General features: G+C 65.0%; 34 protein-coding genes. 3 read left to right on the top strand and 31 right to left on the bottom strand.

Annotation, left to right across the window (positions count from 1 at the left end; translation table 11 throughout):
- Positions 1–3: 3 nt before the first annotated feature.
- From ABB33_RS07155 to ABB33_RS07085, 17 genes are read right to left on the bottom strand one after another with little or no spacing between them, the layout of a single operon-like run.
- Entirely contained in the window at positions 4–2709 is a 2706-nt protein-coding gene (locus tag ABB33_RS07155; RefSeq protein WP_056931668.1) for a coiled-coil domain-containing protein, read from the bottom strand.
- Complete coding sequence (locus ABB33_RS07150) at positions 2709–3350, bottom strand: DUF6441 family protein (protein WP_056931667.1); 642 nt, start codon at positions 3348–3350, stop codon at positions 2709–2711. Before ABB33_RS07150 ends, ABB33_RS07155 begins: the two co-directional genes overlap by 1 nt.
- Positions 3351–3353: 3 nt before the next feature.
- Positions 3354–3509: a hypothetical protein gene (locus tag ABB33_RS18875; protein ID WP_169790234.1), complete on the bottom strand. Its 156-nt coding sequence runs from the start codon at positions 3507–3509 to the stop codon at positions 3354–3356.
- Between the two features lie 29 nt (positions 3510–3538).
- Positions 3539–3928, bottom strand: a complete 390-nt coding sequence (locus ABB33_RS07145; RefSeq protein WP_056931666.1) for a hypothetical protein — start codon at positions 3926–3928, stop codon at positions 3539–3541.
- On the bottom strand, positions 3928–4680 hold the full coding sequence (locus tag ABB33_RS07140; protein ID WP_056931665.1) for a phage tail tube protein: 753 nt from the start codon (positions 4678–4680) through the stop codon (positions 3928–3930). The genes ABB33_RS07145 and ABB33_RS07140 overlap by 1 nt, the downstream gene beginning before the upstream one ends.
- A 2-nt stretch (positions 4681–4682) precedes the next feature.
- Entirely contained in the window at positions 4683–4895 is a 213-nt protein-coding gene (locus ABB33_RS18155; RefSeq protein ID WP_082595023.1) for a DUF7210 family protein, read from the bottom strand.
- A 7-nt stretch (positions 4896–4902) separates the two neighbouring features.
- The gene (locus tag ABB33_RS07135; RefSeq protein ID WP_056931664.1) at positions 4903–5328 is read right to left on the bottom strand and encodes a hypothetical protein; all 426 of its coding nucleotides are present in this window, start codon (positions 5326–5328) and stop codon (positions 4903–4905) included.
- A 10-nt stretch (positions 5329–5338) separates the two neighbouring features.
- The gene (locus tag ABB33_RS07130; RefSeq protein WP_056931663.1) at positions 5339–5620 is read right to left on the bottom strand and encodes a hypothetical protein; all 282 of its coding nucleotides are present in this window, start codon (positions 5618–5620) and stop codon (positions 5339–5341) included.
- On the bottom strand, positions 5620–6624 hold the full coding sequence (locus ABB33_RS07125; protein ID WP_056931662.1) for a major capsid protein: 1005 nt from the start codon (positions 6622–6624) through the stop codon (positions 5620–5622). The genes ABB33_RS07130 and ABB33_RS07125 overlap by 1 nt, the downstream gene beginning before the upstream one ends.
- A gap of 2 nt (positions 6625–6626) precedes the next feature.
- On the bottom strand, positions 6627–7004 hold the full coding sequence (locus ABB33_RS07120) for a head decoration protein (protein ID WP_056931661.1): 378 nt from the start codon (positions 7002–7004) through the stop codon (positions 6627–6629).
- Between the two features lies 1 nt (position 7005).
- The gene (locus tag ABB33_RS07115) at positions 7006–8214 is read right to left on the bottom strand and encodes a S49 family peptidase (protein WP_056931660.1); all 1209 of its coding nucleotides are present in this window, start codon (positions 8212–8214) and stop codon (positions 7006–7008) included.
- A gap of 10 nt (positions 8215–8224) precedes the next feature.
- Positions 8225–9712 carry a phage portal protein gene (locus tag ABB33_RS07110; protein WP_056931659.1) on the bottom strand — a complete coding sequence of 496 codons (1488 nt, stop codon included), beginning with the start codon at positions 9710–9712 and terminating at the stop codon, positions 8225–8227.
- 1 nt (position 9713) lies between these two features.
- Entirely contained in the window at positions 9714–9935 is a 222-nt protein-coding gene (locus ABB33_RS07105) for a phage head-tail joining protein (protein ID WP_056931658.1), read from the bottom strand.
- Complete coding sequence (locus ABB33_RS07100; RefSeq protein WP_056931657.1) at positions 9935–10327, bottom strand: hypothetical protein; 393 nt, start codon at positions 10325–10327, stop codon at positions 9935–9937. Before ABB33_RS07100 ends, ABB33_RS07105 begins: the two co-directional genes overlap by 1 nt.
- Positions 10327–10818 carry a hypothetical protein gene (locus tag ABB33_RS07095; RefSeq protein WP_056931656.1) on the bottom strand — a complete coding sequence of 164 codons (492 nt, stop codon included), beginning with the start codon at positions 10816–10818 and terminating at the stop codon, positions 10327–10329. The genes ABB33_RS07100 and ABB33_RS07095 overlap by 1 nt, the downstream gene beginning before the upstream one ends.
- Positions 10819–10835: 17 nt before the next feature.
- On the bottom strand, positions 10836–12788 hold the full coding sequence (locus ABB33_RS07090; RefSeq protein ID WP_056931655.1) for a phage terminase large subunit family protein: 1953 nt from the start codon (positions 12786–12788) through the stop codon (positions 10836–10838).
- Positions 12789–12798: 10 nt separating this feature from the next.
- Positions 12799–13350, bottom strand: a complete 552-nt coding sequence (locus tag ABB33_RS07085) for an elements of external origin (protein ID WP_225546747.1) — start codon at positions 13348–13350, stop codon at positions 12799–12801.
- 104 nt (positions 13351–13454) lie between these two features.
- On the opposite strand from ABB33_RS07085, the gene ABB33_RS07080 reads away from it, so the two are divergent.
- From ABB33_RS07080 to ABB33_RS07070, 3 genes are all read left to right on the top strand, one after another.
- Positions 13455–13661 (top strand): DUF6900 domain-containing protein, encoded by a 207-nt coding sequence (locus tag ABB33_RS07080; RefSeq protein WP_056931654.1) that lies wholly within the window; start codon positions 13455–13457, stop codon positions 13659–13661.
- Between the two features lie 94 nt (positions 13662–13755).
- Positions 13756–14337 (top strand): DUF3489 domain-containing protein, encoded by a 582-nt coding sequence (locus ABB33_RS07075; RefSeq protein WP_056931653.1) that lies wholly within the window; start codon positions 13756–13758, stop codon positions 14335–14337.
- Positions 14338–14434: 97 nt separating this feature from the next.
- Entirely contained in the window at positions 14435–14803 is a 369-nt protein-coding gene (locus ABB33_RS07070; protein ID WP_056931652.1) for a hypothetical protein, read from the top strand.
- Here the strand turns inward: ABB33_RS07070 and ABB33_RS07065 are convergent.
- From ABB33_RS07065 to ABB33_RS07005, 14 genes are all read right to left on the bottom strand, one after another.
- Entirely contained in the window at positions 14767–16029 is a 1263-nt protein-coding gene (locus ABB33_RS07065; RefSeq protein WP_056931651.1) for a site-specific DNA-methyltransferase, read from the bottom strand. The two genes, ABB33_RS07070 and ABB33_RS07065, sit on opposite strands and share 37 nt — an antisense overlap.
- Entirely contained in the window at positions 16026–17441 is a 1416-nt protein-coding gene (locus ABB33_RS07060) for a site-specific DNA-methyltransferase (RefSeq protein WP_056931650.1), read from the bottom strand. Before ABB33_RS07060 ends, ABB33_RS07065 begins: the two co-directional genes overlap by 4 nt.
- 358 nt (positions 17442–17799) lie before the next feature.
- Positions 17800–18195 carry a DUF6362 family protein gene (locus tag ABB33_RS07055; protein ID WP_192301399.1) on the bottom strand — a complete coding sequence of 132 codons (396 nt, stop codon included), beginning with the start codon at positions 18193–18195 and terminating at the stop codon, positions 17800–17802.
- Between the two features lies 1 nt (position 18196).
- The gene (locus tag ABB33_RS07050) at positions 18197–18673 is read right to left on the bottom strand and encodes a crossover junction endodeoxyribonuclease RuvC (RefSeq protein WP_056931648.1); all 477 of its coding nucleotides are present in this window, start codon (positions 18671–18673) and stop codon (positions 18197–18199) included.
- Between the two features lie 140 nt (positions 18674–18813).
- Positions 18814–21108, bottom strand: coding sequence for a phage/plasmid primase, P4 family (locus ABB33_RS07045; RefSeq protein ID WP_056931647.1), 2295 nt, complete (start codon positions 21106–21108; stop codon positions 18814–18816).
- Positions 21101–21697: a sigma-70 family RNA polymerase sigma factor gene (locus ABB33_RS07040; RefSeq protein ID WP_056931646.1), complete on the bottom strand. Its 597-nt coding sequence runs from the start codon at positions 21695–21697 to the stop codon at positions 21101–21103. The genes ABB33_RS07045 and ABB33_RS07040 overlap by 8 nt, the downstream gene beginning before the upstream one ends.
- Positions 21690–21902, bottom strand: coding sequence for a MerR family transcriptional regulator (locus ABB33_RS18150; protein WP_169790233.1), 213 nt, complete (start codon positions 21900–21902; stop codon positions 21690–21692). The genes ABB33_RS07040 and ABB33_RS18150 overlap by 8 nt, the downstream gene beginning before the upstream one ends.
- A complete protein-coding gene (locus ABB33_RS07035; RefSeq protein WP_225546626.1) occupies positions 21899–22630 on the bottom strand; it encodes a hypothetical protein in 732 nt (243 codons plus the stop codon). The genes ABB33_RS18150 and ABB33_RS07035 overlap by 4 nt, the downstream gene beginning before the upstream one ends.
- Positions 22630–23130, bottom strand: coding sequence for a DUF6511 domain-containing protein (locus ABB33_RS07030; protein WP_056931644.1), 501 nt, complete (start codon positions 23128–23130; stop codon positions 22630–22632). The genes ABB33_RS07035 and ABB33_RS07030 overlap by 1 nt, the downstream gene beginning before the upstream one ends.
- The gene (locus ABB33_RS07025; RefSeq protein WP_056931643.1) at positions 23127–23981 is read right to left on the bottom strand and encodes a P63C domain-containing protein; all 855 of its coding nucleotides are present in this window, start codon (positions 23979–23981) and stop codon (positions 23127–23129) included. Before ABB33_RS07025 ends, ABB33_RS07030 begins: the two co-directional genes overlap by 4 nt.
- A gap of 11 nt (positions 23982–23992) precedes the next feature.
- The gene (locus ABB33_RS07020; RefSeq protein WP_056931642.1) at positions 23993–24619 is read right to left on the bottom strand and encodes a hypothetical protein; all 627 of its coding nucleotides are present in this window, start codon (positions 24617–24619) and stop codon (positions 23993–23995) included.
- Between the two features lie 5 nt (positions 24620–24624).
- Positions 24625–25473 (bottom strand): ATP-binding protein, encoded by an 849-nt coding sequence (locus ABB33_RS07015; protein ID WP_056931641.1) that lies wholly within the window; start codon positions 25471–25473, stop codon positions 24625–24627.
- Positions 25470–25952 carry a hypothetical protein gene (locus ABB33_RS07010; protein WP_056931640.1) on the bottom strand — a complete coding sequence of 161 codons (483 nt, stop codon included), beginning with the start codon at positions 25950–25952 and terminating at the stop codon, positions 25470–25472. Before ABB33_RS07010 ends, ABB33_RS07015 begins: the two co-directional genes overlap by 4 nt.
- Before the next feature lie 11 nt (positions 25953–25963).
- On the bottom strand, positions 25964–26275 hold the full coding sequence (locus ABB33_RS07005; protein ID WP_056931639.1) for a hypothetical protein: 312 nt from the start codon (positions 26273–26275) through the stop codon (positions 25964–25966).
- Between the last annotated feature and the right edge of the window lie 132 nt (positions 26276–26407).

Below are 26407 nucleotides of genomic sequence, written 5' to 3'. Positions count from 1 at the left end.
GATTTACCCTTGCAGCGCCGCACGGATGGCCCGTGCATTGCGCCCGATGATGTTGACGATGACTTTCTCTCCGGCAGGCGACTGCAGGTGGTCGTGCGTCACGCCCGGATCGACCGCGTTGACGATGCGCACCGCCTGATTCATCTGCGGCTGCGCGGGTGGCACTTTCACTTCCGGCACCAGACCACCGGCAGCAAAGGCCAGCTCACCACCTTTGAAGCGCGGGCCTGCCGACAAGCCGTTGAGCGAGTCGAGGAAAGCCACGCCGACCTGGCGCACAGCGGCCGCCCGCACCACGTACTCGCCTGCCGACAGACGCGCCGGGATCGAATCCGAGGTGGCGCTGCCCGGCCCGGAGACCAGTCCGCCGCCCGCGAACTTCTTGATGCCACCCAAGAGCGCCATCACGGCGGCGACCATGGCTACCATCGCGGCCACAGCCAGCGCAGGCCCGACGTAGGGAATGGAAGCCTGAGACGCCGCTGCCCCGGCTCCCGCCTTGGCGGCATCCATCGACACCACAGCGGTGGTTTCGGTGGTCTTTTGGGCGACCTTGGCGGCGCTGGCCGCAGCATCGACGGTCTGCTCCTGCTGAATGAAACCGAGCTTGAGCGCCAGCATCCGAGCCTGCATGGCGATCCACTGCTGGAACGGCTGGATCACGATCTGCTGCAGAAAGGCGTCGGCCACCTGCTGGAAGATGTTCGCCAAGGCACTGCGCCAGGTCTGCGCGCCGGTGATCATCCCGTTGAGCGCACCGCCGAAGCTCTCACCGATGCGGTTCCACAGCGGTGCCATTTCATCGACGGTGAGCTTGGTGCGATCCAGCTCGTTGCGCCACGCCTGCACGCGAATCACCGCATCCGGACCGATGGCCTGCGCGGCTTGCTGCATGGTCGGCAACAGGCGCTCCATCTCGGTGGCCGATTGCTGTTGCAAGGCCACGATCTGCTGGCGAGCCTGTGCCTCGGTCAGCAATCCAGCCTGCTGCTGGGTCTGGATGGCTTCCTGCGCATTGCGCAGACGCTCGGTGACCTGCCGCCATTGGGCTTCCAAGGCCGCCAGATTGGCCTGCGCGGCCTTCACGTTGATCAGCCGGTCAACGAGTGACACGCCATCGGTATCGCTTTCTGCAGCGAGACGTGCCCGCAGATCGCGGTAGCTGCGCTCGATGGCGGCTTGCCGGTCGGCATCTGTAGCCGTGCCGGTGATCTGCGCCAGTTCCTCACGCGCCTGCGCCAAGGCATCAGCCAGTTCCCGCTCGGCTTGTGCTGCCTTGCGGGCGTTGGCCTGCTCGATGTCCGTGCGCCGGTTATTGAGCGTGATGAGGTCGGCTTCCGCTTTGGCCACCTCGGCTTTGGCGCGCAGGCGGTCGTTTTCCGATTTGCCCGTGGTGGCGACTTGCTGACTGCGGGCCAATTCCTGCTGCTTGCGGGCAATCTCGGCATCGACCTCGCGCTGCTCGATGGCCGTTTTCTGGGTGTAGTAGTCGCGCACCGAGACCAGACGATCTTCCAGTGCGGCATCAAGCGCAGTCTGTTGCCGGGTCAGACCGTCCTTGAGCAGCGCGAACTCGGCGTCCAGCTGCGCTTTCATCAGCGTGGTCTGCGCGCCGGTCGTGTCCTGCGCTGGCTTGGCGGCCTTCGGTTTGGTCAGGCGCTGCAGCAGTTCCGGATCTGCCTGAATCTTGGGCGCCTTGACCTCGATGGGCTTGGGATCGAACAGGCTGTCGCGGAAGGACGCCAGCTCATCCAGCCGTTTGACCAGATTGCCCTTGAGGTCGGCAATGATGGCCTTGGCTCCCTCGGTGTTGCCCTTGAGCGCTTCGACCGCCGCCGCGACACCTGCACCAATGGCTTCGCCCAAGGCGACGAAGGCCTTGCCAACCGTGGCCGCACCGAGCGCCAGGGTCTTGAGCACCAGCACCACGCCATCCAGGATCGCGCGCAGTGTGCCGCCTTGCTTTGCAGACTCGACCATGCCACCGGCCATGTCGTTCAGGGCGGGCAGCAAGGACGCGATGATCTGGTTGCCGATGCTGGTGGTGGCCAGCTTCAGCTTGTCGAGCGCATCGTTGAAGTCGCCAGCCTGTGCTGCAGTCTCACTGCTCATCTGCACGCCGAGCGCCTGCATCTCGGCAGCCAGCTCGTTGATGCCGTCGCGCCCCTGATTCAGAAACGGGATCAGCTCCGCTCCTGACTTGCCGAACAGTTGCACGGCCAGCGCAGTCTTCTCCGCGCCATCGGGCATAGCCTTGAAGCGCTCGGCCAGATCCAGTAGCACCTGATCGGTGGCACGCAGGGTGCCGTCCTGGTTCTTGAACTCGACGCCCACCGCAGAAAATCCGCGAGCGGCATCTTCCGATCCGGTCGCGGCCTCCAGCATAGTGGTAGACAGCTTGCGCAGGCCCTTCTCGAACGATTCGCCCGACACACCGGACTGCTCGGCTGCCGGTTTCCATACCGAAAGGGTCTCGACGCTGACACCGACACGCTGCGACATCTCGTCCAGAGCGTCGCCAGTGTCGATGGCCGATTTCACCATCGCGGTCAGGCCCGCCACCGACACGGCCACGCCGAGATTGGCCAGCACGCCATTGACGCTCTTGGCCGTATCGGTGAGGCCGCCCAAGCCCCGCTTGATCGAGTCGAAGGCGGTCTTGGTCTGGTCGACGGCGCTGATCAGGATTTGGGCACGATTGCTTGCCATCAGACTTTGTCCAGTTCTTGTTGAATCGCTCGCGCCAAGGCAGGTAGTGCGCGTTGCACGCCACCCGCCAGATTCAGTCGTCGTTTGAGATCGACGCGCCTGACCAGCACCGCGATGGGAATTTCCTGGCCGCGCTTGATCTGTTTTGCGCCAGTCCGGGCACGCTCGGCACGCTTGAAGCGGTTGAGCTGTCCCGCGTTCTCTTTGATGTTCTCGGCCATCAGCAGCACGCGACCGTTCTTCTCGATGAAGAAGGCATTGCCCGAACGCATCAGGCCATCGATGACCGCCCTGAAGCGTTTCGGACCGATGCGCCCGGGCAGCAGTGGGATCAACAGATTGCCGCTGACCGTGCCGCCTTTCTCGTGCAGGCCGAGCCACGGAATCTTGCTGCCCACCAGCAAGGCGGGCAGTTGCTCCGACTTCTTGTCGAATACCTTCACGCCCATCGAGGAGATGAAGCTGTTGCGTTTGACGGTGAAGGCGCTGCGCATCTCGGATCGCGCGGCATCACGCACTTCACGCCCGCCCGATTGCATGCCCTTGGCGACGGCAGCGTGGATGGCACGACGCCGCTCCGCACCCCACGCCGCCAACTGGCGCGGGTCCAGCAGACCGGTCGTGGTGAGCGAGAGACGCATGGGTCAGTCCTTGAGCAGATCGCGTTGCAGTTGTTCGATGCCACGCTTCTCGCCCTGCGCTGCCACGGCATGAATGCCGAGCAGCTGGCCCAGTTGCTGCCGCTCGATCTGTCCGTCGGCGTCCAGAAAGGCTTGGGCCTGCGTGAGCGTGTAGGCCATCACCTCATCCAGCCGGTGCCCGGCGCGGATCAGGCGGGCGACGGCGCAGTCCCAAGGCTGCGGATCAGCGGGGCCAGCTTGTCTGCCGAGCGCTGGATGCCCGGCACCACCCGGCCCACGAAAAAATCCGCGTTGACCTCGAACACGGCGGCGGCCAATTGCACTGCGTCGTCCAGCGGCAGATCGTTGATCCACGCGCGCTCGCGCCGGGTGGTGATCGCCAGCAGATCAAGCATTGAATCACCGTGCTGGCCCAGCAGCGCCAGCCAGTCGGGATCGGCGCTCAGCTCGGACGCCAGCGGGCGCATCACGGCCAACAGCCGTGGCAATTCGCCCAGCCGGATCGGCGTCAGTTCCAGTGCGCCGCCGGACAGCGTCACCACCACCGGCGATGGCGGAAAGGTGTTGAACGCGTCCATCACAGCAGCACCAGACGGCCGAACTGACCGAGATCACCACCGACCGGCTTGGTCAGATCCGCCAGCACTTGGCCCGACAGCTCGAACTTGAGCAGTTCGTCCGTGATGATCGAGAGTTCCTTGGCCGGGTTGATGGCCACGCGGTAGAGGTCGATCACCACCTCGCGGTTGCCGTCGGCGGTGTTGAGCCCCTCGAAGCGAATCCAGCGCTCGGGCAGCGGCTGGGTGAACATCGCCGTGCTCTGCGCCGCGCCATAGGCGTAGTCGACGGTGAACGGCTCGGTGTACGGGCCGCCCGACGTGGCATCGAGCACCACCAGCGAACCGTGCTTGGCATTGACGCTGTACTGGCTGGCCGGGAGCGTCTTAGGCGTGGCATCCGAGTCCTGGATCTGCACGGCGGACACGTTCTGCATGGTCAGCGGGTACAGACTGCCCGGCGTGACCGGGTTGGGCAGCAATTCGCCCGTCACGGTACCTGGGGTGATCGTGGTCGTGGTGCCGTAGAGCGCGAGCGCCAGGTTGGTGGCGATCAGTTCCTCCAGCGTGCAGGCGAATTCGCCCTTCTTGGTCTTGATGAGTTGCAGGTCGGTCAGGCGCTGGCCCGACTGCGCTTCCTGGTGCTCGATGGTGTCCACCGACAGCGACACCTTCAGTTCGGGCACGTTGCCGACGAAGGTCAGCCCGGCTGGATTGCCGAGGTCATCGCGTGCGCCGATGTAGACGCGACCTTGTCCGGAAAAGTAAGCCATGTTCAGTCTCCTTGGGTGGCTGCAGTTGTGGAAGCACCGGACGTGGCATCACGGCGGGTGAGTTTGGAATCGGTGGCGGGGGTGGCCGCTTTGGCCGTGCCTTGCGCGATCAGCCAACGGGCGCTGGCGTCATTCAGATCAAGGCGATCACCTACGGCGAGGCGCTTGCCTGCGTGGGTATGGGGTTTCAGTAGTTCGATGGAGAGGGTTTGCATAAGGGGTTCATCCTGTTTGGGTGAGGTCGATGGCATGGGTGCGGTAACGGATCTCGTAGCGGGCGGGCAGCGCGACGGCCCCGGCATCGGCGTCGTCGAACTCCCATTCGCAGTCGATCTCGCGCACGGCGATGGCCAGCCCGCCCAGATTCGGGTCAGCGAGCATTGCCGCGTGGGCTGCGACCAGCGCCTGGTCGGCCACGTCGAAGGCATCCGCGCCGCGTGCCACCACGGCAAGCCGGACGATCAGCAGCCGGTCGACGAGGTGGTTGGCGTGGGCGGTGATGCTGTCGCCATCGACGAACAGCAGCAGCGCCGGACTGGCCTCGCGGGTGACCGGCACGGCAGGCATACGCAGCACCGGGATCGGTGCAATCGCGGATGACAGGCGCGTGACGACCTCCCGCAAGACGCGCTCGCGGACGGAGTTCATGTCAGTAACCTCAGAGTTGGGAGAGCGAGGCGCGACGCTCGGTGCCGTCGCCGATGGCGCGCACGTCGCGCACCTGATAGCTGTTGCCTGCCACCTCGACCGTCTCCCCGGCGGCCAGCGTCAGCCAGGACGCCGGGTAGTCGATCTGGTAGCCCCGCGACAGCGCAAAACCATCCAGCACGGTTTCATCCGGCGCGCGAAAGGCGCAGTGCACCGTGTTGCCCGCCGCCGTGACGGCGGTGAGCAGTCCGGCATTGCGTGCGGACTCGTAGAACAGCTCTACAGCCAGCATCAGGAAGCCAGCACCTTCACAAGAACCGCGGGCCGATGGCACATCGGCAGCGGGTTGCTCTGCGTGTGCAGATCGGTGCCCCGGTCGAATTTGCGCGGCTCCTGCTTGGCGTACAGGGGTTGTCCCAGCGTGTTGGCCGTTTCGTTGAAGTCGGCTGGCGCGAAGTAGGTGGCGAAGGTGTCCACCGTACCCAGCGGGAAGGCGTGGCCTTCACCGGCCTCGATGAAGCGGCGCACGTTGTCGTCACCATCGCTGGCTTCGCCCGCGTATTCCTCGAAGGTGATGCCCGCGAACGGGAAGCCGGAACGCATATCGGTGCGCAGCACCTGGCCGTCCTGCCAGCGGTGGTAGGCCTCGATGACCTTCTCGTGGCTGGTGAAGGCGTCGAAGAACTCCGGCGACACGAGGCAATGCACGCTCGTCATCCGTTCGCCCTTGAGGTTCTTCTCCAGATAGCGCTTGAGATCGAGGCACTTCTTCTTGATATCGGTGCTCGCGCTGCCCAGCTGGAAATTGACCACCTTCGGCGTGATCTCGAACAGATCGAACAGGTCGTACAGCTGCGATCCGTCGGCATCGAGAATGATGCCCTTGAGCGCGCCAATGCGCAGGTGCTCCAAGGTGATGGCGTGCTTGTTGCGCATCGTCTGCAGGTGCTCGGCCATGACCGATGCCACGGTTTGCACTTCGGTTTCCGAACCGAAGGCGCGGATGCCTTGTACTTCCTCAGGCAGCACAACGTCGTCGTGCGGGATGTGCGGAATGGCGAAGGAGCGCAGCTTGCGCTTGCCACGCACACCGACCGTGCCCGGAGAGCCGACCGGCATCGTCGGCAGCAGCGTCAGGATGCCGTTTTTTTCTTCGACGGCCACTGAGCGAAAGCGCACAGGTTTGGGCGGAAACAGCCCCATGCTTTCCATCAGCCCGTAGTTGTTGGGGAGGATGTTGATGGCAGCGGTCAGCGCCGCCATCGAGAAAGCGGGATTCTCAAAAACGTTGTTCATGATCAGACTCCTTTGCGAACGAGGACGCCAAGGCTCTTGAGCTGCGCGATGGCAGCGAGCTTCTCTGCGGAAGTGATGGCGGCGGGCCACGCCAGGGCGTGATCGGCGACGATGGCGTGACGGGCCAGCATCAGCCCGTCCTCACGGTCGATCAGCGTGGCATCTACGGCCTGCATCAGCACGCCTGCGGCGTACTGACTGCCATCGGTGGCCGATGGATCGATTTGCTTGAGCTTGCCGGTGGCAGTCACCAGACCGACCACCGTGCCGAGCGGCAGGTTTTGGCCTGCGCCAACGGTGATCTGATCGCGCGAATAGAGGTTGGGCGCTTCGTACTTCAGAAGATCGCCAAGATTGAGGCCTTCGGTGATGACGGGCATTTCACTTCTCCTGTCCGGCGCGGGCACGAGCCGCCAGCACCAAGGGGTTGTCGTTGAGGGATTGCGTTGCCGAGGTGGCCGCGCTCGGGGTGATCAGGCTGTTGATCTCTTGCCCAGTGGCGCGAGTGGCAAGCAGGTGGCCGCGCACAGCCGCCGCCGAGGTACGTACAGCCAGAAAACCGGCGATGCGCTCGGGGCAGCCAGCCAGCGCACACAGTTCGGCGATTTCCTGTGCGTCATCGATGGTCATCGGCGGGTTCGCGCCATCAGCGCGATCAGGATCAGCGCCAACCCCAGGGTCAGCAGTGGTTCCGGGTTCATTCATGAAATGCTCCAGTCGTGGTTGGTGAAGATGTCCCAGCGCCGCAGCCGCAAGCGCCGGAGGTGGTGAAAGTGCAGCGATGAGTTCGGCCAAGACGTCATCGAAAGTGCCGACGGCATCGGCCAGCCCAGCGGCGACGGCGTCCTGCCCGAAGAACACGCCCGCTTCGGTGGCGCGCACAGCGTCACTGGTGAGGCCGCGATGGCTGGCCACGGTGTCGACGAACAGGCTGTAGATCCGATCCACCTCGCTCTTGAGAAAGGCGTGCGCCTCGTCGGAGATCGGCTCGTGCGGGTTGAGATCGTTCTTGCGCGCCCCGGCAAAAACGGTCGTGTAGCGAACGCCGTCCTTCGCATCTCGCACCGACTGGTCGGCGTGCATGGCAATGACGCCAATCGAGCCAACGCCGCCGGTACGGGTGACAAAGAAGCGGCTCGCCGCCGAACCGAGGGCGTAGGCCGCCGAGTACGCCATGTCATTGGCCAGCGCCCAGACCGGCTTGACCTGCGTGGCTGCGCGCACGCGGTCGGCCAGATCGAACACGCCGCCGGACTCGCCGCCCGGGCTGTCGATGTCGAGCACGATGGCCGCTACCGATGTATCGGCGATGGCGGCATCGAGCTGCGCGGCGATGTCCTGATAGCTGGTCAGGCCGGACGCGGCTTCCAGCCCCACGGTGCGCCGCACCAAGGTGCCGTAGACCGGCAGGATGGCGATGCCTGCATCCGAGGCTGGTGGACTGCGCGTAGAGGGCGACGGAATCGGCGTGCCGCCTTCCGACAACCCAATGCGTGGCCCCAGTACGGCGAGGATCACTTCGAGTTTCGGGCGATGAATCAGCAGCGGCGCGCCAAAGATGCGCGCCGCCATATGCGGTAACAGGGTCATGGGGATTCCTTCAGGCAGACGACTGGTTGCTGTCGGTGGCCTGCGCGTTGGGTTCGGCGCTGCCGCCATCCTTCGAGGTGCGGCGCGGATCGGAGTCGAAGATCAGACCGAGGTCATCGGCACGCTGGTTGTCTGCGGCGATTTCACGGTCGACGTCCTCGGCGTCGTAGCCGAAGGCCGAGATGGCTTCCGAGCGCGACATCAGACCGGCGCGGATCGCCAGCAGCATTGCCTTGAATTCCTTCTCCGGATCGACCCACTGCCAGCCCTGGGGAATCCATTTGCAGGCGGTGTACTCCGTACGGCGGCGGGCATAGCCCGGGGCCGTCAGCGCCCCGGCCAGCACCGCCTGATCCAGCCACGCATTCCAGACCGGGCGGCAGAGCTGATGCACCAGCACGGCGTGCTGGATGGCCTCGGTACGGCGACGAAACTCCAGCATCCCCGCCCGGATCGACGAGTAGTTGACTCCGGAGAGATCGCCGGTGAGCTGTTCGTAGGTCACGCCGATGGCGGCGGCCACGGCACGGAACTGCGCGCGCAGGAATTCGGCGTAGCTGCCGCCCACGTCGGCGGGATCGGAGAACTTCACGTCCTCGCCAGGCTCGAGGATTTGCATCGTGCCCGGCTCCATCCCGGCCAGCGCGATGCCTGCGTCGTTGGCGAGGCCTTCGCCCAGCAGACTGTCCTCGGGTGACAGGCGCGTGATGAAGCCCGCGAACATCGCAGCGGTTTTCTTGCGCACCAGCTCGGCGTCGTCGTACTGGTCGAGTTCGTTGAGCTTGACCAGCGCCCGCGCCAGCCACGGCTCGCCCCGGATCTGGCCGGGGCGCAGTACGCGGTAGAGATGGATGATTTCCCGCGCATCGACACGCATGGTGTCAAACCCGCCTTGCCCGGACATCGGCGCAAGCCGTCCGTCCTCGGGATGCGAGCGGTACAGGTGGTAGGCCACGCGGCGGCCCATCGCATCGAACTCGATGCCCGAGCGCACGACGTTGCCCGAGGGCAGTTCCGTGTTGAGATTCAGTGGCAGGTGCTCGGCTTCGAGCAACTGCAATTGCAACGGCACGGACAGGCCGTCCTCCGGGCGGCGCGGACGCAGCCGGATCAGGCATTCACCGCCTTCGCACATCGCGCGGGTGGCCAGTGCCTGCAAGCCGTAAAAATCGGTCTGCCCGGTGGCGTCGGCCTGTTCCGTCCAGTCCCGCCACAACGCCTGCACATCGGCACGGAAGGTTTCATCCTTGGCCATCGACTGCGGCTTGATGCCGGTGCCGACCGCGTTGGAGACGAAGGCCTCGATTCCGGCATTGGCCCATGCGTTGCGGCGTACGAGATCACGCGATTTGACACGCAGCTCATTGGAAGTGGCCAGCATCGCCGCCACTGCACCGGGGTTGCCCGGCATCCACGCCATCGAACGACGACCGCGACCAGCTGCCTCGTGGATCGGCGACTGGCCGAACAGGCTGCGGAATCTGGAATACCAGGCCATCTCAGAACCCCTTGCCCTTGGTGACCCGGATCTGGCGTGGCGCGCAGGGCCACAGGCCGGTGTTCACCGCCTGCTCGAAGAGGTCGCGCTTGACCGCCGCAATGGCGGCCTGGAGTTCATCGACGCTGCGGTACTCGACGGTCTTGTCGCCAAAGGTCACGCGCTTTTCGCCCTTGACCATCGCCGCTTCCAGTGCGTCGAGATGTGCTTGTGTGTAGGCCATCAGCGGTACACCGTGAGGTTGATTTCGGAGGAGTCGTCGAACGATGCGGACGTGGTGGCGCAACTGATGTCGACGTACTGAGCGGTCTTCTGGTCGGAGGTGGATCGCACGATGGCAATGCGCTGCGTGCCGCTGTTGGAGCTGCTGCGGGCGAGCGCCGTCCAGCAATAGTTGGCATCGGGCATGGCAGCGGCAAAGGTCACTCGGTAGCGGCCAGTTGCCGTACGGGTCACGCTGGCCACGTTGTGCGACGAGCGCACGACGATCTGGTTGCCGACGTAGCCGAAGCACACCCACGCCCGGGCCAGGCCGGGATGGGTCGCGTCGATCTTGGTCTTGACCTCAAGCCCGACACGACTGGCCAACGCACTGATGCGCGATGCGAGGCTCATCAGACCAGCGCGCCTACGAAGACCGCGACGAAGTCGGTATCGGTGTTGCCGACATCGCTGGCGGCGACAGCGCCGATGTTGCTGCGTGCCTGAAGTTGCTCGGCTACGGTTAGCGACTGCGCCGCATCGAAGCGCACGCGGTTGTTGACGGCGGCCAGCAACGCATCCAGACCACTGGTGCCGTTCTGCAGCAGTTGTTGAATCTCCACCAGCGTGTCGTAGGCGGCATCGGCACCACCCAAGATCTCGGTCTTGAGCGCATCGAGCAGCGAGACGATCTTGTTGGACGAGTACGTGGTTGTCGTCGCGACCTGCGCATCGTCGATCACTGCCGAGGACACCACGGCGGCCTTCAGTTCGTTGATGGCCGCGACCAGATTCGACTTGTCGGTCGTGGTGAGGTTGGCCAGATTGCCTGCCTTGGCGCGGACGTCGTTGAACTCCTGCGCGACGCGGATGACTAGGCTTTCGATACGGGTTGCAAGACTCATGTTTTCTCCTTGGGATGTCAGGACAGCCAGCGGCTTTTGATCACGCGCCGACCGGTGTTACGGTTGCCAGAAACAGCGAGGCCACCGCGTTGGGTGGCCTCGCTGATCGATTCGGTTGTTGTTTCAGGGGGTGGCGGACTGGCCACCCCAAGCTGTCGCTCCAATTCCCTCCAGTGGCGTTCCTCGAAGCGATCCAGGCCCGCCGCCGATGCGGCCGCGCGGGCGTAGACGTAGCAGTCGAGCGCTTCATTGCGCTCCCGCATCTTTTGCCACTCACGCACCGGAAAGCCGTTACGGTCGCGGCGGGTGATCAGTTGCTCTGCGCAGAGTTGCTGGATGAACTCCGCGTCGATCTTGGGCAGATGGACAAACCCGGCCGGGAAGGCCGTTGTCAATCCGTCCTCGCCAACATCAGCGCTCTTGCGCAGGTTGTTGTAGAACTCCAGCTTGGCGATACCGACAGCCACCGTGAACACCTTGATGCCCCGGCGCAGCTTCTTGCCACCCTGCGAGACATCGATGGCCGTCGGTGTGCCAATCAGGGCCGCGCCGCGCGGCACGCCCTTGACCGCCATCACGCGCGGATCGTGGCAGGCCCGTACAAAGGCGTAGGCCTCCTGCGTCGCAAAGCCAGTGTCCAGCGCGAAACGCGCCAGCGGCATCGCCGCGCCCGATGCGTGCGTCCACTGCTCGGCCAGCATCGCGGCCAGGGCTTTCCACACCGCGTCGCGGGCGGTGTCTCCCATCAGCACGCGGTGCTCGACCAGCCACGATTCCTTGCCGCGCCCGAAGGCCCAGACCGAAGCCTCAATGCGATCCTTCTGCACGTCCGCGCCGCCGACCAGCAGCAGACCGCCTTGCGGCACGCTGCCGATGCGGTACTCCTCGCGTCGCTCGACCAGCCGTTGCCAGTCGGGCGCTTCGCCTTCCTCGACCCAGGTCTCGCCAAGCTCGGTGTTCTTGAAGGTCTTGATCGCGGCGGCCGATCCCGATTCCTTGTTGACGGCGGCTTCCCACGCGGCGGCGATGTCGCGCCAGGAGCGCCAGCCCACCGGGCTGTACAGTGACGACAGGTGGAATCCCGCCGTCTTGCCCTCGGCCATCGCGCGCCACTCGCCGTGCTCCAGCATCCACGTCTTGTGATGCTCGGCAATTGCGGTGTCACAGGATTCGCAGATGTAGGCGGCTGATTCCGGCGCACCCTTGTCCCAGCGCAGCTGCTCAAAGCGCAGCCACTGCGGGTGGTTGCAGTGCGGGCACGGCACGAAGTAGCGGCGCTGGTCACTGGCCTCGTACTCGCGCTCGATGGCCGACGCACCCGAAATCGTCGGCGTCGACACGATGAAAATCTTCCTGCGTGCAAAGGTACGTGTGCGCGCCTCGGCCAGCGAGATCGCATCGCCTTCACCCTCGACGTCCAGCGGATAGCCGTCGACCTCGTCGAGGAACAGGTAGCGCACCGGCATTGAGCGCAGACCGACAGCGCTGTTCGCCCCGGTCATCACCAGCACGCCGCCCCGGAACTCCTTGGCCAGAATCGTGTTGCCGGAATCGCGGCTGCGTGCAGGCGCGATCAGTTCCGAGAGCACCGGTGACTCCTCGATCAGCGGGTCGATGCGCTGCTTGGAGTTGCGCTTGGCCATTTCCACCGTTGGCCACACGGCCATCATCGGCCCCGGTGCGTGGTGGATCACGTAGCCGATCCAGTTCGACCCCATCTCGGTCGCGCCAAGCTGCGCCGCTTTCACGAACACCACGCGCTCGACCGGCGAGGTGGGCGACAGGCAATCCATGATCGCCTTCAGGTACGGCGTGCGGCTGGTGCGCCAGCGCCCCGGCTCGGCGGATGCCTTGCTGGAGAGTATCCGGTGGCGATCCGACCATTCCGACACGGTGAGCAGCGGATCGGGCGTGATCCCATCGCGCCACGCGCGTTCGATCTCCTGTGCGCCTTCGTAGTCCATCGTCATCAATCCCAGGTCAATCGACTCTGGGGCGCAGCTCGCCCAGTTCGATCAGGTGCTCGCGCACGGCGGCTTCCAGCGTGACGTGCATCGTGTGCGCGTCAACACCAAGCGCGGAGGCCATCTGCCCGGAGACGCGCGCAGGCCAGTTCAACCACGCGTCGCGCTCAATGCGCGCGAGCTTGAACACGTGGGCCACGGCCTGCGCCCGATCCACCAGTTCCTTCTTTCGGTGCGCCAGCTCCAGGTTGTTGAGCTTTGCCTTGAGCACCTCGTTGACCGTGCGCGCCTGCAACAGCGAGGTACCGCCTGCCGACAACGGCGAGGAGCCGGCTTCGGGCACCTCGCGCTCGGGGAGCACGCGCGCCTTCGCGATACTGGCCTTCTCCGGCGGCGGGGCCCTACGGGGCTGCAATGTGTTTTGTGCCCATTGCGCGTCCGCCGCATCTGGATCAATCGTGCCATCAGGCAGTGCGGTGATCCGCCCGGTGTCGATGGCCTTCTTTACGGCCACGTGCGACACGCCACGGTGGCGCGCGTAGGCGCGAATCGAGAGTCCCATCGTCACCTTCTTCAATCATTTGTTCGTCATTCCTTCGGATTGAGCTTGGCTTCCATCGGGAATAGCGCGTTCATCACGTCACGCCAACCACACCCCGAAAGGAACCCGCGATGAGCCAGATCGACACCATCCTCACCCTGATCGCCCAGAAACATCTGGGCATCGACACCCTGGAAACCCGCCACGCCGACAGCCTGGACTTCCACGACACGGCGGTGTGGTGCATCCGGGACGCGCTGGAAGCGGCCTTCAAGGCTGGCATCGAGGTCGGCATCTCCTTGCCACAACCCTCGGAAGCGGAGATCGCCAAGGACTGATCGGAAACCAGCGAAGCCAAGCAGAAAGCGCTTGGCTTCTCTGCCGAACAGCGCGTTCATCACATCGTCCTCCCCCACCACGAAGGAGCAGATCATGACCACCACCCAACTCACCCCAGCCCAGCACGCCATCCTCGCCAAGGCCATCAACACCAGCGCGGGCAAGATCGAATGGTTCCCCGACAACATAAAAGGCGGCGCACGCAAGAAGGTGCTGGACGGGATGTTCAACCGCGCCCTGATCACGCCCGATGGCGAGGGCTGGTGCGTAGCCGCCGAGGGCTACGACGCCTTGGGCATGAAGCGCCCCCACGTCAACGCCGAGCACACCTCGAAATTCGAGGCCAAACTCGACGCGATCATTGCCAACGCCGATGCGGCGCAGGAGGACACCGCAGACGCTGACGCGGAACTCGAATCCGCCGTCGCCCAAGCCGAGGCATCTTTCAAAACGCCCGTCAAAGCGCCTCGCACCCGCGATAACAGCAAGCAGGCCGAAGTGATCCGGATGCTGCAACGCCCCGAGGGCGCGACCATCGGCCAGATCTGCGCCGCCACCGGCTGGCAAGCGCACACGGTGCGCGGCACCTTCGCCGGAGCCTTCAAGAAAAAGCTCGGCCTGACCATCGTGTCGGACAAGCCGCAGGGCGGCGAGCGGGTCTACCGCATCGCCTGATCAGAAAGAACGAGAAAGAGGCCAAGCGGCGCTTGGCTTCTCAATCGAACAGCGCGTTACTACGGGTGTCGCAACGATCAACCCGAAGGAGCCAGAGATGAACGCCACTACACAGATCCCCGCCACCCAGAACGAAGCCTGGGGCTTTTGGGGCACGATGAACGAGCACGCCAGCGCCGCATGGCCCTTGGCGATGGCCGCCATCTCGGACGCCACCAGCCAGCCCCTCGAATCGGCCCGGGTCTTCCTCGACAGCCGCCACGGACGACACTTTGCCGACGACGTCCAGAACGGGCTTTACGAGGGCAAGGCCCTGGCGGACGCGATCAACGCCGCCACCCAGCGCTGGATGGGCTGGACGATTGGCCGCCAGACCAGCAAGCAGCACGGCATCCCGCGCGGCCTGCCTTACCTGACGGGCTTTGTGATTCACTGCGAGATCGTCGTGGAATCGCTGGCCGCCTGATCGCGCACCGCGCCATCCGCCTCGCGGGTGGCCTGCTTGCCGGTGAAGTCCTCCCACCGGCGCACGATCACGTCCACGTACTTCGGATCGAGTTCGATCAGCCGCGCGATGCGGCCTGACTTTTCGGCGGCGATCAGCGTCGTGCCAGAGCCACCGAAGGGATCGAGCACCACGTTGCCGGGTCGGCTCGAATTGCGGATCGCGCGCTCGACCAGTTCCACCGGCTTCATCGTCGGGTGCAGGTCGTTCTTCTGCGGCTTCTTGATGTTCCAGACGTCGCCCTGGTCGCGGTCGCCGCACCAGTGTCGTTGCGCACCCTCGGGCCAGCCGTAAAGGATCGGCTCGTACTGGCGCTGGTAGTCGGAGCGGCCCAGCGTGAAGGTGTTCTTGGCCCAGATGATGAAGGTCGACCACTTGCCACCGGCGGCGCGGAACGCGGCCTGCAGCACATCCAGTTCGCTGGACGACATCGCCACGTAGATCCCGCCCCGGCAGTTCGCCACGGTGGGCGTCAATGCCGCCAGCAGGAAGTCGTAGAACCCGTCGCCCAAGTTGTCGTTGAGGATCGCGCGATCCTTGCCGCGCATCTTGTCCTTGGCGCTGTTGGCGTAGTTCACGTTGTACGGCGGGTCGGTGAAGACCATGTCGACCGGCTCGCCTTGCAGCAAGGCCTCGTAGCTTGCCGCCACGGTGGCATCGCCGCACAGCAGCCGGTGTTGGCCCAGCACCCAGACATCGCCCGGGCGCGAGATCGGCGTCTCGCCAACCTCCGGCACCGCATCCTCATCGGTCTGACCCTCGTTGTCCGGCTCGTCGCCCGCGATCAGTTCGGCCAGCGCATCAGCGTCGAAACCGGTGATGTCGAGGTCGAAGCCGTCCAGCTGCAAGGCTTCCAGTTCGATCCGCAGCATCGCGTCGTCCCAGCCTGCGTTCTCGGCAATGCGGTTGTCCGCGATGACCAGTGCGCGGCGCTGCGTTGGCGTCAGGTGATCGAGCACTACCACCGGCACGATCTCCAGCCCGAGTTTCTGGGCGGCAGCCAAGCGTCCGTGCCCAGCGACGATGATGCCGTCGCTGCCCGCCAGGATCGGACTGGTGAATCCGAACTCGGCGATGCTGGCAGCGATCTGCGCCACCTGCTCCTCGGAGTGGGTGCGCGCGTTTCGGGCGTAGGGCAGCAGCTTGCCGGTCGGCCACTGCTCGATCTTGTCGGCCAGCCAGTTCATGGCATCACCTCGGCATCAAGGGTGGCTGCGCGCTCGGCGGCGACCTGCTCGAAGGACTGGCCTGTTGCCAGCAGCGTGACCGGCACGCCGGGGTGGTTCTGCTGGAAGCGTTTGATGGCGACGTCCACGTACTCCGGCGCGATTTCCACGCTGCGGCAGACGCGGCCCGTGCGCTCGGCGGCGAGCATCGTCGTGCCGCTGCCGCCGAAAGGTTCAAACACGATATCGCCCGCGTCGGTATAGGCCTCGATCACGAACTCCGGCAGCGCCACCGGGAACACGGCGGGGTGGTCGATGTCCTGACCGATCTTGCCCTTGTGGCGCATCACGCGGATCACGCTGTCGGGGATGCGCGTGTCCTGTGTCGGCTGGCCCTTGTGCGTCCATCCACCGACTTCGCCGTCCTTGCCTCGCATCGCCGTAGACGAGCCATCGGCGCGCAGGTGCGATTCCTGCCCGGCGTGCTTGCAGGGCACGATCTTGTGGGGCTTGCGGCTTTCGCGGTTAAAGTGAAAAACGAACTCGAAGCTCGGCGCGAAGCGGCCTGCCCAGTCGCCGGGCATCCCCGGCCCCTGATCCCAGACGTACCACGCAAAGCGCCGCCAGCCCTGCTGACGCATCCAAGACAACCAACCGTCCCAATACGGGATCACCTCGTTGTCGCGGTGGATGAGGCCGAGGTTGACGAGCACCTGACCGTCGCCCGCCATCGGCAGGTGCGGGAAGACGCCGCGCATCAGACCGTCCCAATCGGAGATGCCGCCCGAGGTGTAGTCGCGCTGGTTGCCGTAGGGCGGCGAGGTGAAGCACAGCCTTGCCGTGCCGCCGTCCATCAGCGCAGCGACCACGGCCCGGTCGGTGGCATCGCCACAGATCAACCGGTGCGACCCGATGGCCCAGATATCTCCGGGACGGGACACCGCCACGACAGGGGCATCCGGTACGTCGTCCGCCGCATCCGGTTCGTCGACATCAGGCTCGGGGTCGGTACCGGCGCCGGTCACATCACCCGTGAGCAGCGCCTCGATCTCGGCATCCTCGAAACCGGTCAGGGCAAGGTCGTACCCCGCCTCAGACAGGTCGGCCAGTTCCAGCGCCAGCATCTCCTCGTCCCAGCCCGCATCAAGCGCCAGCCGGTTGTCGGCGATCACCAGCGCGCGCTTCTGCGCGACGGTCAGATGGGCCAGTTCGATCACCGGCACCTGATCCAGACCCAGCTTGCGGGCAGCGGCCAGACGCCCGTGCCCGGCAATGATGCCGTTGTCGCCGTCGACGAGGATCGGGTTCGTCCAGCCGTACTCGACGATGCTGGCCGCGATCTTGGCGATCTGACCCTCGGCGTGCGTGCGCGGATTGCGGGCGTAGGGAATCAGCGCCTCGACCTTGCGGTACTCGACGTTGAGCGTGTTCAAAGTAGAAGTCCCAAAAGCAAAACCCGCCGAGCGTTGCCGCCGGGCGGGTTGGGTGAATGACGATTCTGGTGGGGTGGTAACTGCGCCTGGGGGTGGTAACCGGGGCCGGTAACCTGGCCGACTGGTAACCTTGCCCGCGCCCTGACGCTAAAAAAGCGTCGCGCTCGCGCCCCCCGCATTGCGATTTGGGAAGGAAGGACCCCTTTCGCCTCGGGCCGCTCGCCGAACCGTCACCGCTGTCCAGAAGATAGCTGAAATACTACCCCTGATCGGCCTGCTTTGTTGCAGGGGCAAAAGCCGCAGTTGGTAGCTGATGGCAGCCCATGACAGCCTATCCGCGCTCATTCGCGTTCAAAGACTATCCCGCGACGACGCAGTCGTTGAGCTGGTCAGCTACCGTCTGCAATGCCTTCTGCCATCGCCGCCACGCCGTCGTCCGGTCGCAGGCAAAGCGGATCGTGATGTCCCGCCAGCCGTAGCGCTTGGCACGCATCCACACCAGGTGTCGTTGCTCGACCTCCAGCCACTGCACCCACTTCATCGTCTCCAGCATCCGGTCGATAGCTTCGGGCGTGGGAGGGAACGGTCGATAGACGTGCTCGTCCGCAGCGAACGTCTCCCACTCCTTGCGCACGATGATTGGCCACGTGTTGAAGTAGCCCTGCACACGCACGGGTGGCAGGCGTCGTCCGGTGCTGGCGGCTTCCTCGAAGCGGGCTGCCACGTCCTCAATCGTCCAGTCGTTGCGGGCCACATCACACCTCCTGACCAAGGTCGTGGTGCTGGGCAGCCCAGTGCAGCAGGGCCAGGGCATCGGCCTCGTTGTCATCAGCCGGGGCGTGGCCACGAGCGCGGGCGGATGCCACCATCTCATCCTTGCTGGCGTTGCCTTTGCCGGTGGCGTGCTTCTTGATGGTGCCCACGGGCACGCCCTGGTACGGGATCTGGTGGTGCTCGCACCACGCAGTGAGCGTGGCGAGGAACCCACCGTAGGCGTGGGCCGCATCCGTGGAGACGTGGCGTCGCACTTCCTCGAAGTGCAGACAGTCGATGCCGTCGCAGGATTGCTTGATCTCAGTGAGCCAGCGCTTGAAGCGCAGAAAGCGCATTCCGCCGCCTTCGAAGCGCTGCGGACGAAAGCTCTCGGAACCGCTGGTGATGTGGCCGTCGCTGCCGAGCAGCGCCCAGCCGGTGGTGGTGCCCAGATCGAGGGCCAGGATGGTGGTGGTCATGGTGTCAGTCCTTGTTTGGTGCTGATCTGACGCAGCTGACACGGGATGTCGAAACTCTCCATGAGGCGCGCGCGCACGCGCACGTGTAGGAGTTACGACAAACTACGTCAGCTGCGTCAGACGGCGTGGTTTGCATCGAATCAGTTGTCCGCATAGGGGGTGTAGGAAGGCGCTGGCGGATACTTCAGGCCAATGCCCTGAAACCCACGCACGCCCACGCCGTTGCGCCACTTCTCGATCCCGCGCGTGATCAGCAGATCGGAGAAGCGGCGTTGTGCGCCGACAAACTCACCCGCCGCCTCGGCCCACTGTTTCCAGTCGTTGAACAGCTCGGCGGTCAGTGACTTGGCGTTGGCCTCTCGCACGCAGCGCTCATCGAGCCAGCGGCCCAGTGCGTCCTCAGCCTCGAAATACTCCTCGGTGGCGTCCACCACCCGCTGCGGCGGTAGGAGTCGTCCGTGGCGCTGCCAGTCGAGGCAACCCTGCACTGCCCACGCCAAGATGCCGTCACGTTCGGCCAGGAGCTTCTGCTGCAGGTTCTTGTCACGGCGCTCGGGCGGCACGGTGATCGTGAAAGGGATCAGGTGCAGCCTGCGTTTCATCGCCTCGTCGATGTTGCGAATCGCGGGCTTGTGGTTGCCCGCCACGAACAATTTGAACTGCGGGAAGAACTCGAAGAAGTCCTGGCGCATGAAGCGCGCAGAGATCTTGTCGCCACCGGTGAGGTTCTTGAGCTTGGACTCGGCCCAGCGTTTGCCCTGTTCGGTTTCGATGGCCGCCACGAAGCGTGCGCCGCGCAGACCCGCCATGTCAGTCGGGTGCCGGTCGGTGCGCGTTTCCATGAAGGTGTCCATCGGCGCGTTGGTCGCGTAGTCGCCGAGGATGGTGGCCAGCGTGTTCACGAACACCGACTTGCCATTCGCGCCCGTGCCGTACAGGAAGAACAGCGCGTGCTCCTGCGTCGAGCCGGTCAGCGCGTAGCCGACCATCCGTTGCAAATAGGCCTGAAGTTCCTGGTCGCCACCCGTGACCTCGTCGATGAACTGCTTCCACGTCGGGCAGTCGCCGCTGGGTGTGGCTGTGGTGATTTTGGTCATCCGGTCGGCGCGCTCGTGCGGGCGCATCCGGCCTGTCTTGAGATCGACCACGCCGCCCGGCGTGTTGAGCAGCCACGGATCGGCGTCCCACTCGTCGGTGGTGGCCGCGTGCCTGCGGTCTGCGCGCGCCAGCCGTTCCACGCCACCGACCGTACTGGCGCTGGCCAACTTGGCGGCGACCTTGGGGTTGTCGGCGCGCACAGCGGTCTGGCGGCAGACGCTGCGGATCAGGTCGGTGGCGGCCAGCGTGTCCTCGGTGCGCCAACGTTGGCCGTCCCACACCAGCCAGCGACCCCAGGCCGCCACGTAGCGCCAGTCGCGGTGGTAGCGGCGGGTGAAGGACAGCGCCAGCGCGTCCTCGGTGCCCCAGACGGATTCGTCGCTGCTGACCACCGGATCGACGTCATCGGCCACGTCGTGCATCTGCAGGCGCGGCCCGTGGGTGAGGAAGGTAGCGACATCGAAGCCTTCGGCGATGGCGTCGGCCACATCCCAGCCCTCGGCAGCTTCCTCAGGCGGATACAGAATGTGGCAGGACTTGGCTCCCGCCGACAGGATGGCCTGTGCTGCCTGCGTCGCGTACTCCCAGCCCGGCTTGTCACGGTCGGGCCAGATCAGCACCGACTTGGCCGAAAGCGGCGACCAGTCGGTCTTATCGACCGGAGCATTCGCGCCGTGCATCGCGGTGGTCGCCACGATGCCCGCATCGATCAGGGCCTGCGCGCATTTCTCACCCTCGACCAGCACCACCTGCGCGGCACTGGTCATCCCTGGCTGGTTGTAGAGCGGGCGAGGATCGGGCGGTGCCATCCTGCGCCGCTTGGCATCCCAGGGCCGGAACTGCTTCTTCTGCCCGGGCGGGTCGTAGCGATAGACGACGGCGATGAGATGTCCTGCCGCATCGAGGTAGTCCCACTTCGCTGTGGCTGGGCCGAGCTCGTCGACCGGCACGTCTTTCTTGCCGGATCGGCGTACCGGCATCTCGCGAGCGCGACCGAGCAGATCGGCGGCGGCATCCAGCACACGATTGAAGTCGGTGTGTATGGATAGCGCTAAATGTCCGGCGATCAGCGAAAAGATGTCGCCGCCATCGCCGGTGGCGCGATCCGTCCACAGCCCGGCCTTCTCGCCATCCAGCACCACCTCGAGGCTGTCGCCGGGACTGCCCAGCACGTCGCCGATCAGGAACTTGCCACGACGTCTTTTGCCTGCTGGAAACAGCGTGGCCAGCACCGAGGAAAGGCCCACGATCAGTCCGGCACGCAGCTCCTCGCGTTCGCGGTCATCAAGGATGCGCTGGGGCTCGACTGGTCTTTGGGTGTCGTTGAAGTCAAGCATCGGTGGCACCTCCGATCACATCGGCGATACCGGCCAGCTCGTGCGGGATGCGAGATTCGTGGCGCAACTTGCGCAGAGCCTTCCCCTCAATCTGGCGGACGCGCTCGCGCGTGACCTCCATCTTCTCGGCGATCTCGTCGAGCGACGAGCCGACAAAAAAGCGCTCGCGGATCACGTCCGCCTCACGCGGCGTCAGCGACTTGAGGGCATCCTGGATGATTCGGCCTGCCTGCGCGTGGCTGGCCAGCCGCAACGGGTCGGCAGACGCCGTTCCACACGCCAGTGCTTGCACGCTGTCTGCATCCAGATCGATGCTGGAATGGTTCGTTTCCAGCGGCTGGAGCTGGGCATCCGACCACAGGTCTGAGGGTGATGCGTTCAGGAAGTCACATAGGTTCCACGCGCATTTCCGCAGCAAACCATCCGGCGTCAGCGGCGACCGGGTGAGGTTGATGTATGGCAACAGCGCCCCGTAGTAGCTGATGCCGATGGCGGCAGCGAACGGTGCGCCCGGCCTGTGACCCGCCCGCTCGATGGCACGCAGCAGCCGGGCATTGCGCACAGAGATGCGGACACGGTAGTCACTCATGCGCGCCTCCTTGCGTGACCGCCCATGCCCTGAGTTCCGACATCCGGAAGCGAACCATCTGGCCGACCCGGTAGTGCGGAATGCGCTTCGAGACGCGGCACCGAGGCTTGGTGAAGTAGTACGACGGAAGATTCAGCTGTTGGGCCGCGTGGCGTGCCCCCACCATCGGTTCCTCCGCTGGTGCTTGTGACTGGGTATGGTTCATTGCGTCCTCCAGCAGCGGTCTTGCCACGCACACATCCGGCATTCGAAGTGGGTCGGGTCATTGAAGGCGCGTGGCAGTAGTTCACCTGCCTCGGTGGCCGTGATGACCTTCACCGCCCGATCCGACATGCGTTGGGCCAGCGCCGCGTCAAAGGGCACGAGCTCGGTGTAGATCTCCATCGTGTCGGCGTTGAGCGCCGTGAAGATCGCCGGGTGCTCGTGCAATTCGAGATAGGCTTGATAAATCGCCACTTGCGCGGCGTAGATGGGCTTGGAGATGGCCAAGCCCTTTTTCTCCAGGTCACTCCAGGACTTGTTGCCCAGGCACTTGCACTCCCAGAGCGCGGGATAGGCGAAGCCCTCGGGGCCCGCGACGACGACGCCATCGACGTGGCCTTGCAGGCGACCGTCAGCCACCGAAAAGCCGAACTGCTCGCCGTCGGCCTTACGGGTGCGCAGGTCAAAACCTGCGTCCCGCAGCCACGCGACCATGCAGTCCTCCATGACGTGGCCACGCTCGAAGATGCGCAGCATCCGGCCCGGAATGTCGCGTCCGTGATCGATGGGGGCCTTGGCGTACTCGAACTGCAGTGCGCGTTCGCAGGCCACCCCGAGGCGCGAGGCCCCGAGGTACTGGCGCTCGGACTGGCGGGCGCGGGCCTGCTGCAATCCGGCGTCGACCAGCGCCGTGACCTGTCCGGAGATGCTCGAAGTGGAATTGAAGTCCATCATGACTTCCTCCCCTTCGGTTCTTCCCAGGGCAGGTCGTCCTCCAGATCCGCGAACGGATTGGCGGCATCGGGTGCCAGCGGATCGGGCGTGGGCGGCAAGCCCCGCACGGGCGGGAACTTGGTGACCTCGTGGTGCGCGACCATCGCGTCCGACCAGCAGGTGACGATGGCGTCGATCACCCGCAGCGCTTCGGCCTCAGAGTAGTCGCCCAGCGGCTTGGTGAACCCGATCTCACCCGCTGCCTCGCCGAAGGCCTTGAGGCATTGGCGCATGGCGGTCAGTTCGACTTCAGACGGATCGATCATGGCGACCTCCGTCTTGTCGATGCGACCTTCCTTGGCCCGCTGCCAGTTGCCGTACAGCGCGTGGAACGCGTCCTGGCAGCGACGGGAACAGAACACCCAGTCGATGGGATAGCGCCGGGGATCGCCCACACTGTGACGGTTGTCGGTGTGGCCGTAGCCCCGGGCCTGTCGTTTGCAGACCCAGCATTTCACGCCCCCTCCTCGAGTTCATCGAGCAGCAGGCCCAACTGCAGGGCAGCGCCAGCAAAGGCGGCCTCGCAGCGGCGCTTGAAGTCGGGATAGCTCATCGAGCTGCGCGCAATCGCCGTGACCGCGTGAATCTGCGATTCCAAATGCGCGAGTCCCTGATCGGACAGCCACTGGTGGTGCTTCTGCGAGATGCCCTTGCGATTGCGGATCTCGCCCAGCAAGTCCTCTGGCAGCACCGGCCCGTAGACCCAGCGAAGCGTGATCTGGCCGACGACGTGCGGAGGGTTCTGGTCGTGGCCCTGGTACTTCCAGCCGAACAACCGATAAATGGCGCGGTAGTAGTCCGGGTGGAAACGGCGCTCCCACGACGCGCAGGACTGGCGCAGCAACTTGGAGATCAGTTCCTGCAATGCGTCCGGTGCGCGGTGGTGCTGGTAGCCGGTGGCCTCGTCGATCAGCGCGACCTCGCCGGTGGTGGCCAGCGCCCGCATGATCGTCAGGCAGTTGCCGACGATGCCCTGCCGAGCGCGGTGCAGCGTGCCCGCGATGGCCGCGTCCACCACGGAGGTGGCCACATCCGCGATGATGCCTGCGGGGAAGAACTGGGTCTGACGCCCCGATGGCAGCAAAATCGGCCCAGAAGATTTCTCCAGCATTGACAATGAGTTAGGCGCGATTTCGGCCAGAAAACGGGCAAAACGGCCACCCTTGTGCGATTCGTGGAAACCGAGGAGCTTGGCCAGTTCCTTGCGGACGTAGCCGCGCTCGCCGGTGGTGAGCACGACCGCCTCGCAGTCGAGATCGCCGAAATGCACGACGCCGTAGTGGCTGGCGGTGAGCATGGATGCGTTCATGGCGACCTCCCTCACTGAGCCCACGACGGTTTGCCCGTCACGGGGGCGCGTTGCGGAGCGGATGCTTGGTACGCGGGCGCTGCCTGCGCCGGAGCGCCGGAAGTGCCGCCGCCCGAAGCCTTGGGCGGCACACCCATCAACTTGGCGTAGTCGGGGTGGTCAGGTTCGACCGCGACCTTGACCACGTTGCGGTCTTGGCCCTTGCCGTCCTTCTCGATGTCGACGCGGGCGAGGAACTCCAGGCCATCCAGTTCGTGGAAGCCTTGGATGCGACGCGCGGCTGCAGCCTGGGGGCTGTTGTCCTGCGGGTGGACGTTGCGGGCGCTGTTGAGCGCGGCGCGGATGAAGCTGCGCCCCATCTGCCCCCAGGTCGGCCCCTTGGGCGAGTACAGCCCGATGTTCGACCAAAGCTTGCGCTTCGCGTAGTCACCGCCGGTGACAACAAACTCGGCGGAAAGGTAAATCGCGCCGGTGTCGAACGACTGGGTGGCATAACCACCCGTCCAGCCCTGGCTAGGATCGTCATAGCCGCCCGGCTTCAAGATCATGCGCATCGGCGCGATGACGCCCTTGGGAATCGGGTCGAAGCCGGACTGTTGGGGATCGGCATCCTGAAAATCAAAGTAGTTGGAAGACATGGCGATTACTCCTGGGATTCAGTGGGGGTCGTGGTGGCGGCGCTGGCGGGCGTGATGGCTGCGCCCGCGCACTTGGCGATCAGCGCGCCGAGATGCGGCGGCTCCAGCAGGTCGAGGCGACCGCTGCGGTCTTTGGCCGGAAAGCCGTAGGGATTGACGGTGTGCGTGACGAAGGCGCGGTAGGTACTGCCGTCCTCGGCCTTGATCTCGGCCAGCGTCACGACCTCGTCGACGATGCCGGGCAGCTCCATGCTGGTCTTGCTGCCTTCGATCTGCGGGACGAACACCTTGCGGTTGTAGTCATCGAGGCGTTCGTCGAGGATCGCCACGAACACCACGTTCTTGCCGCGTGCGTGCTGCAGGTGGGTCAACGCGCTGATCATTTCCTGGCCGAGCAGGCCATAGGCCGCGCGCAGATCGGGCTTGCCGGAACGGTCGCTTACGGCACCCGGCTGCGTCTTGCACCACGCAAAACACTGCCGTGACAACTGCGTGATTGAGTCGAGGAAAAAGGTCTGGTAGCGGTCGAGTTGCGCCGGGTCGCCAAACTTCTCGATGACGTGGTCGTAGTGCGCCTGCGAGAACGCGCTCTCCGGCGGCAGCGACTTGTCCGGGCCCGCGAGGAACACGAAGAAGTCGCGGCTCTCCGGCCACGATGCTGGGCGGATGGTGTCTCCCGGCCAATCGGCCACCGCCAAGTCACCGGCCTCGATGTCGAGGAACAGCGTGGTGGCAGGGTCGAGGTCTTTGAGCCGGGTGGTCTTGCCGATGCCGGACTTGCCCAGCATGAGCAGCTTCACGCCCTTGCGCTCGGCCATCCGCTCGATGGCGGACACGATGGGTAGCTTTTTCATGCCGCACCCCCATCGAGCGTCAGGGTGATGGTCGGCTTGCCTTCCTCGACCGTGCGCGCAGTCGCAAACTGCTCCTGCAGCGCCGTGGGCCAGTTGGTGTAGCGGGACTCGGAAACCGACAACTTGACGTCGATGTAGTCCTCGACCTTGTCGCCTGAGGCGACGATGCGCTCGGCCATCTCCTTGAGGATGGTCTGGCTCCAGGTCACCTTCTTGGGGAGCTCGTACTTGACGTGCAGTGCGCCGTCGTTGACGTGGGCGGTGCCGAAATCGCGACCGGAGTCACGCAGTGCAGTACGGGCCTGCTCGCCGTAGCGCTGGAGCTTGGCGGCATCCAGCTTGGCGCGCAGTGGCTTGAGAAACGCGATGGCCTCATCGACATTGCGCTCGGCGTCCAACAAATCCTGGATCGGCGCGGCCGCCAGTTGAGCGACGGTCATGCTCGCGAGGTCGGCCGGGTAGAGAGTCAGTTCTTTCATGGCTGCTCTCCTCAAACCGGCACACGTTCGGACGTCGAGGCGTAGACGTGACGCTTCTCGTAATCGAGCACGCCGTTCTCGCCGTCGAGGGGATAGGCCACCTTCTTCGAAAACTTGTTGAAGACAGGGCCCCGACCCATGCCGCGCCAACGCGTGAGCGTCTTCGGGGACATGCCCCAGCGATTGGCGAGCTCGACCTCGCTGAGGAATCGCCGCTGGGACAGCGCTGCTGATTCAGGGGTGGGCGTCGAACTGAATCCGACGCCGGAATTGAGGCCCGGTGTGCCACCGAAGCCTCCTGACAGTGCCATTGAATAGGCCATTGCCGTGCTCCTTCCCGTTCAGGGATTGGGGCGCGACCGGTGGCCAGTCCTGTACTGACCGTTGATGCCGGTTCACGCCTTCATCGGGGAAGGCGCTACATCCGGCGTAGCAACAGCTACTTTTGGCGTAGC

Origin of the sequence: Stenotrophomonas acidaminiphila, assembly GCF_001431595.1 — a bacterium.
Classification (GTDB): domain Bacteria; phylum Pseudomonadota; class Gammaproteobacteria; order Xanthomonadales; family Xanthomonadaceae; genus Stenotrophomonas; species Stenotrophomonas acidaminiphila.
The sequence above is the reverse complement of the archived record's forward strand: the minus strand, read 5'-3'. Positions and strand labels throughout refer to the sequence as shown.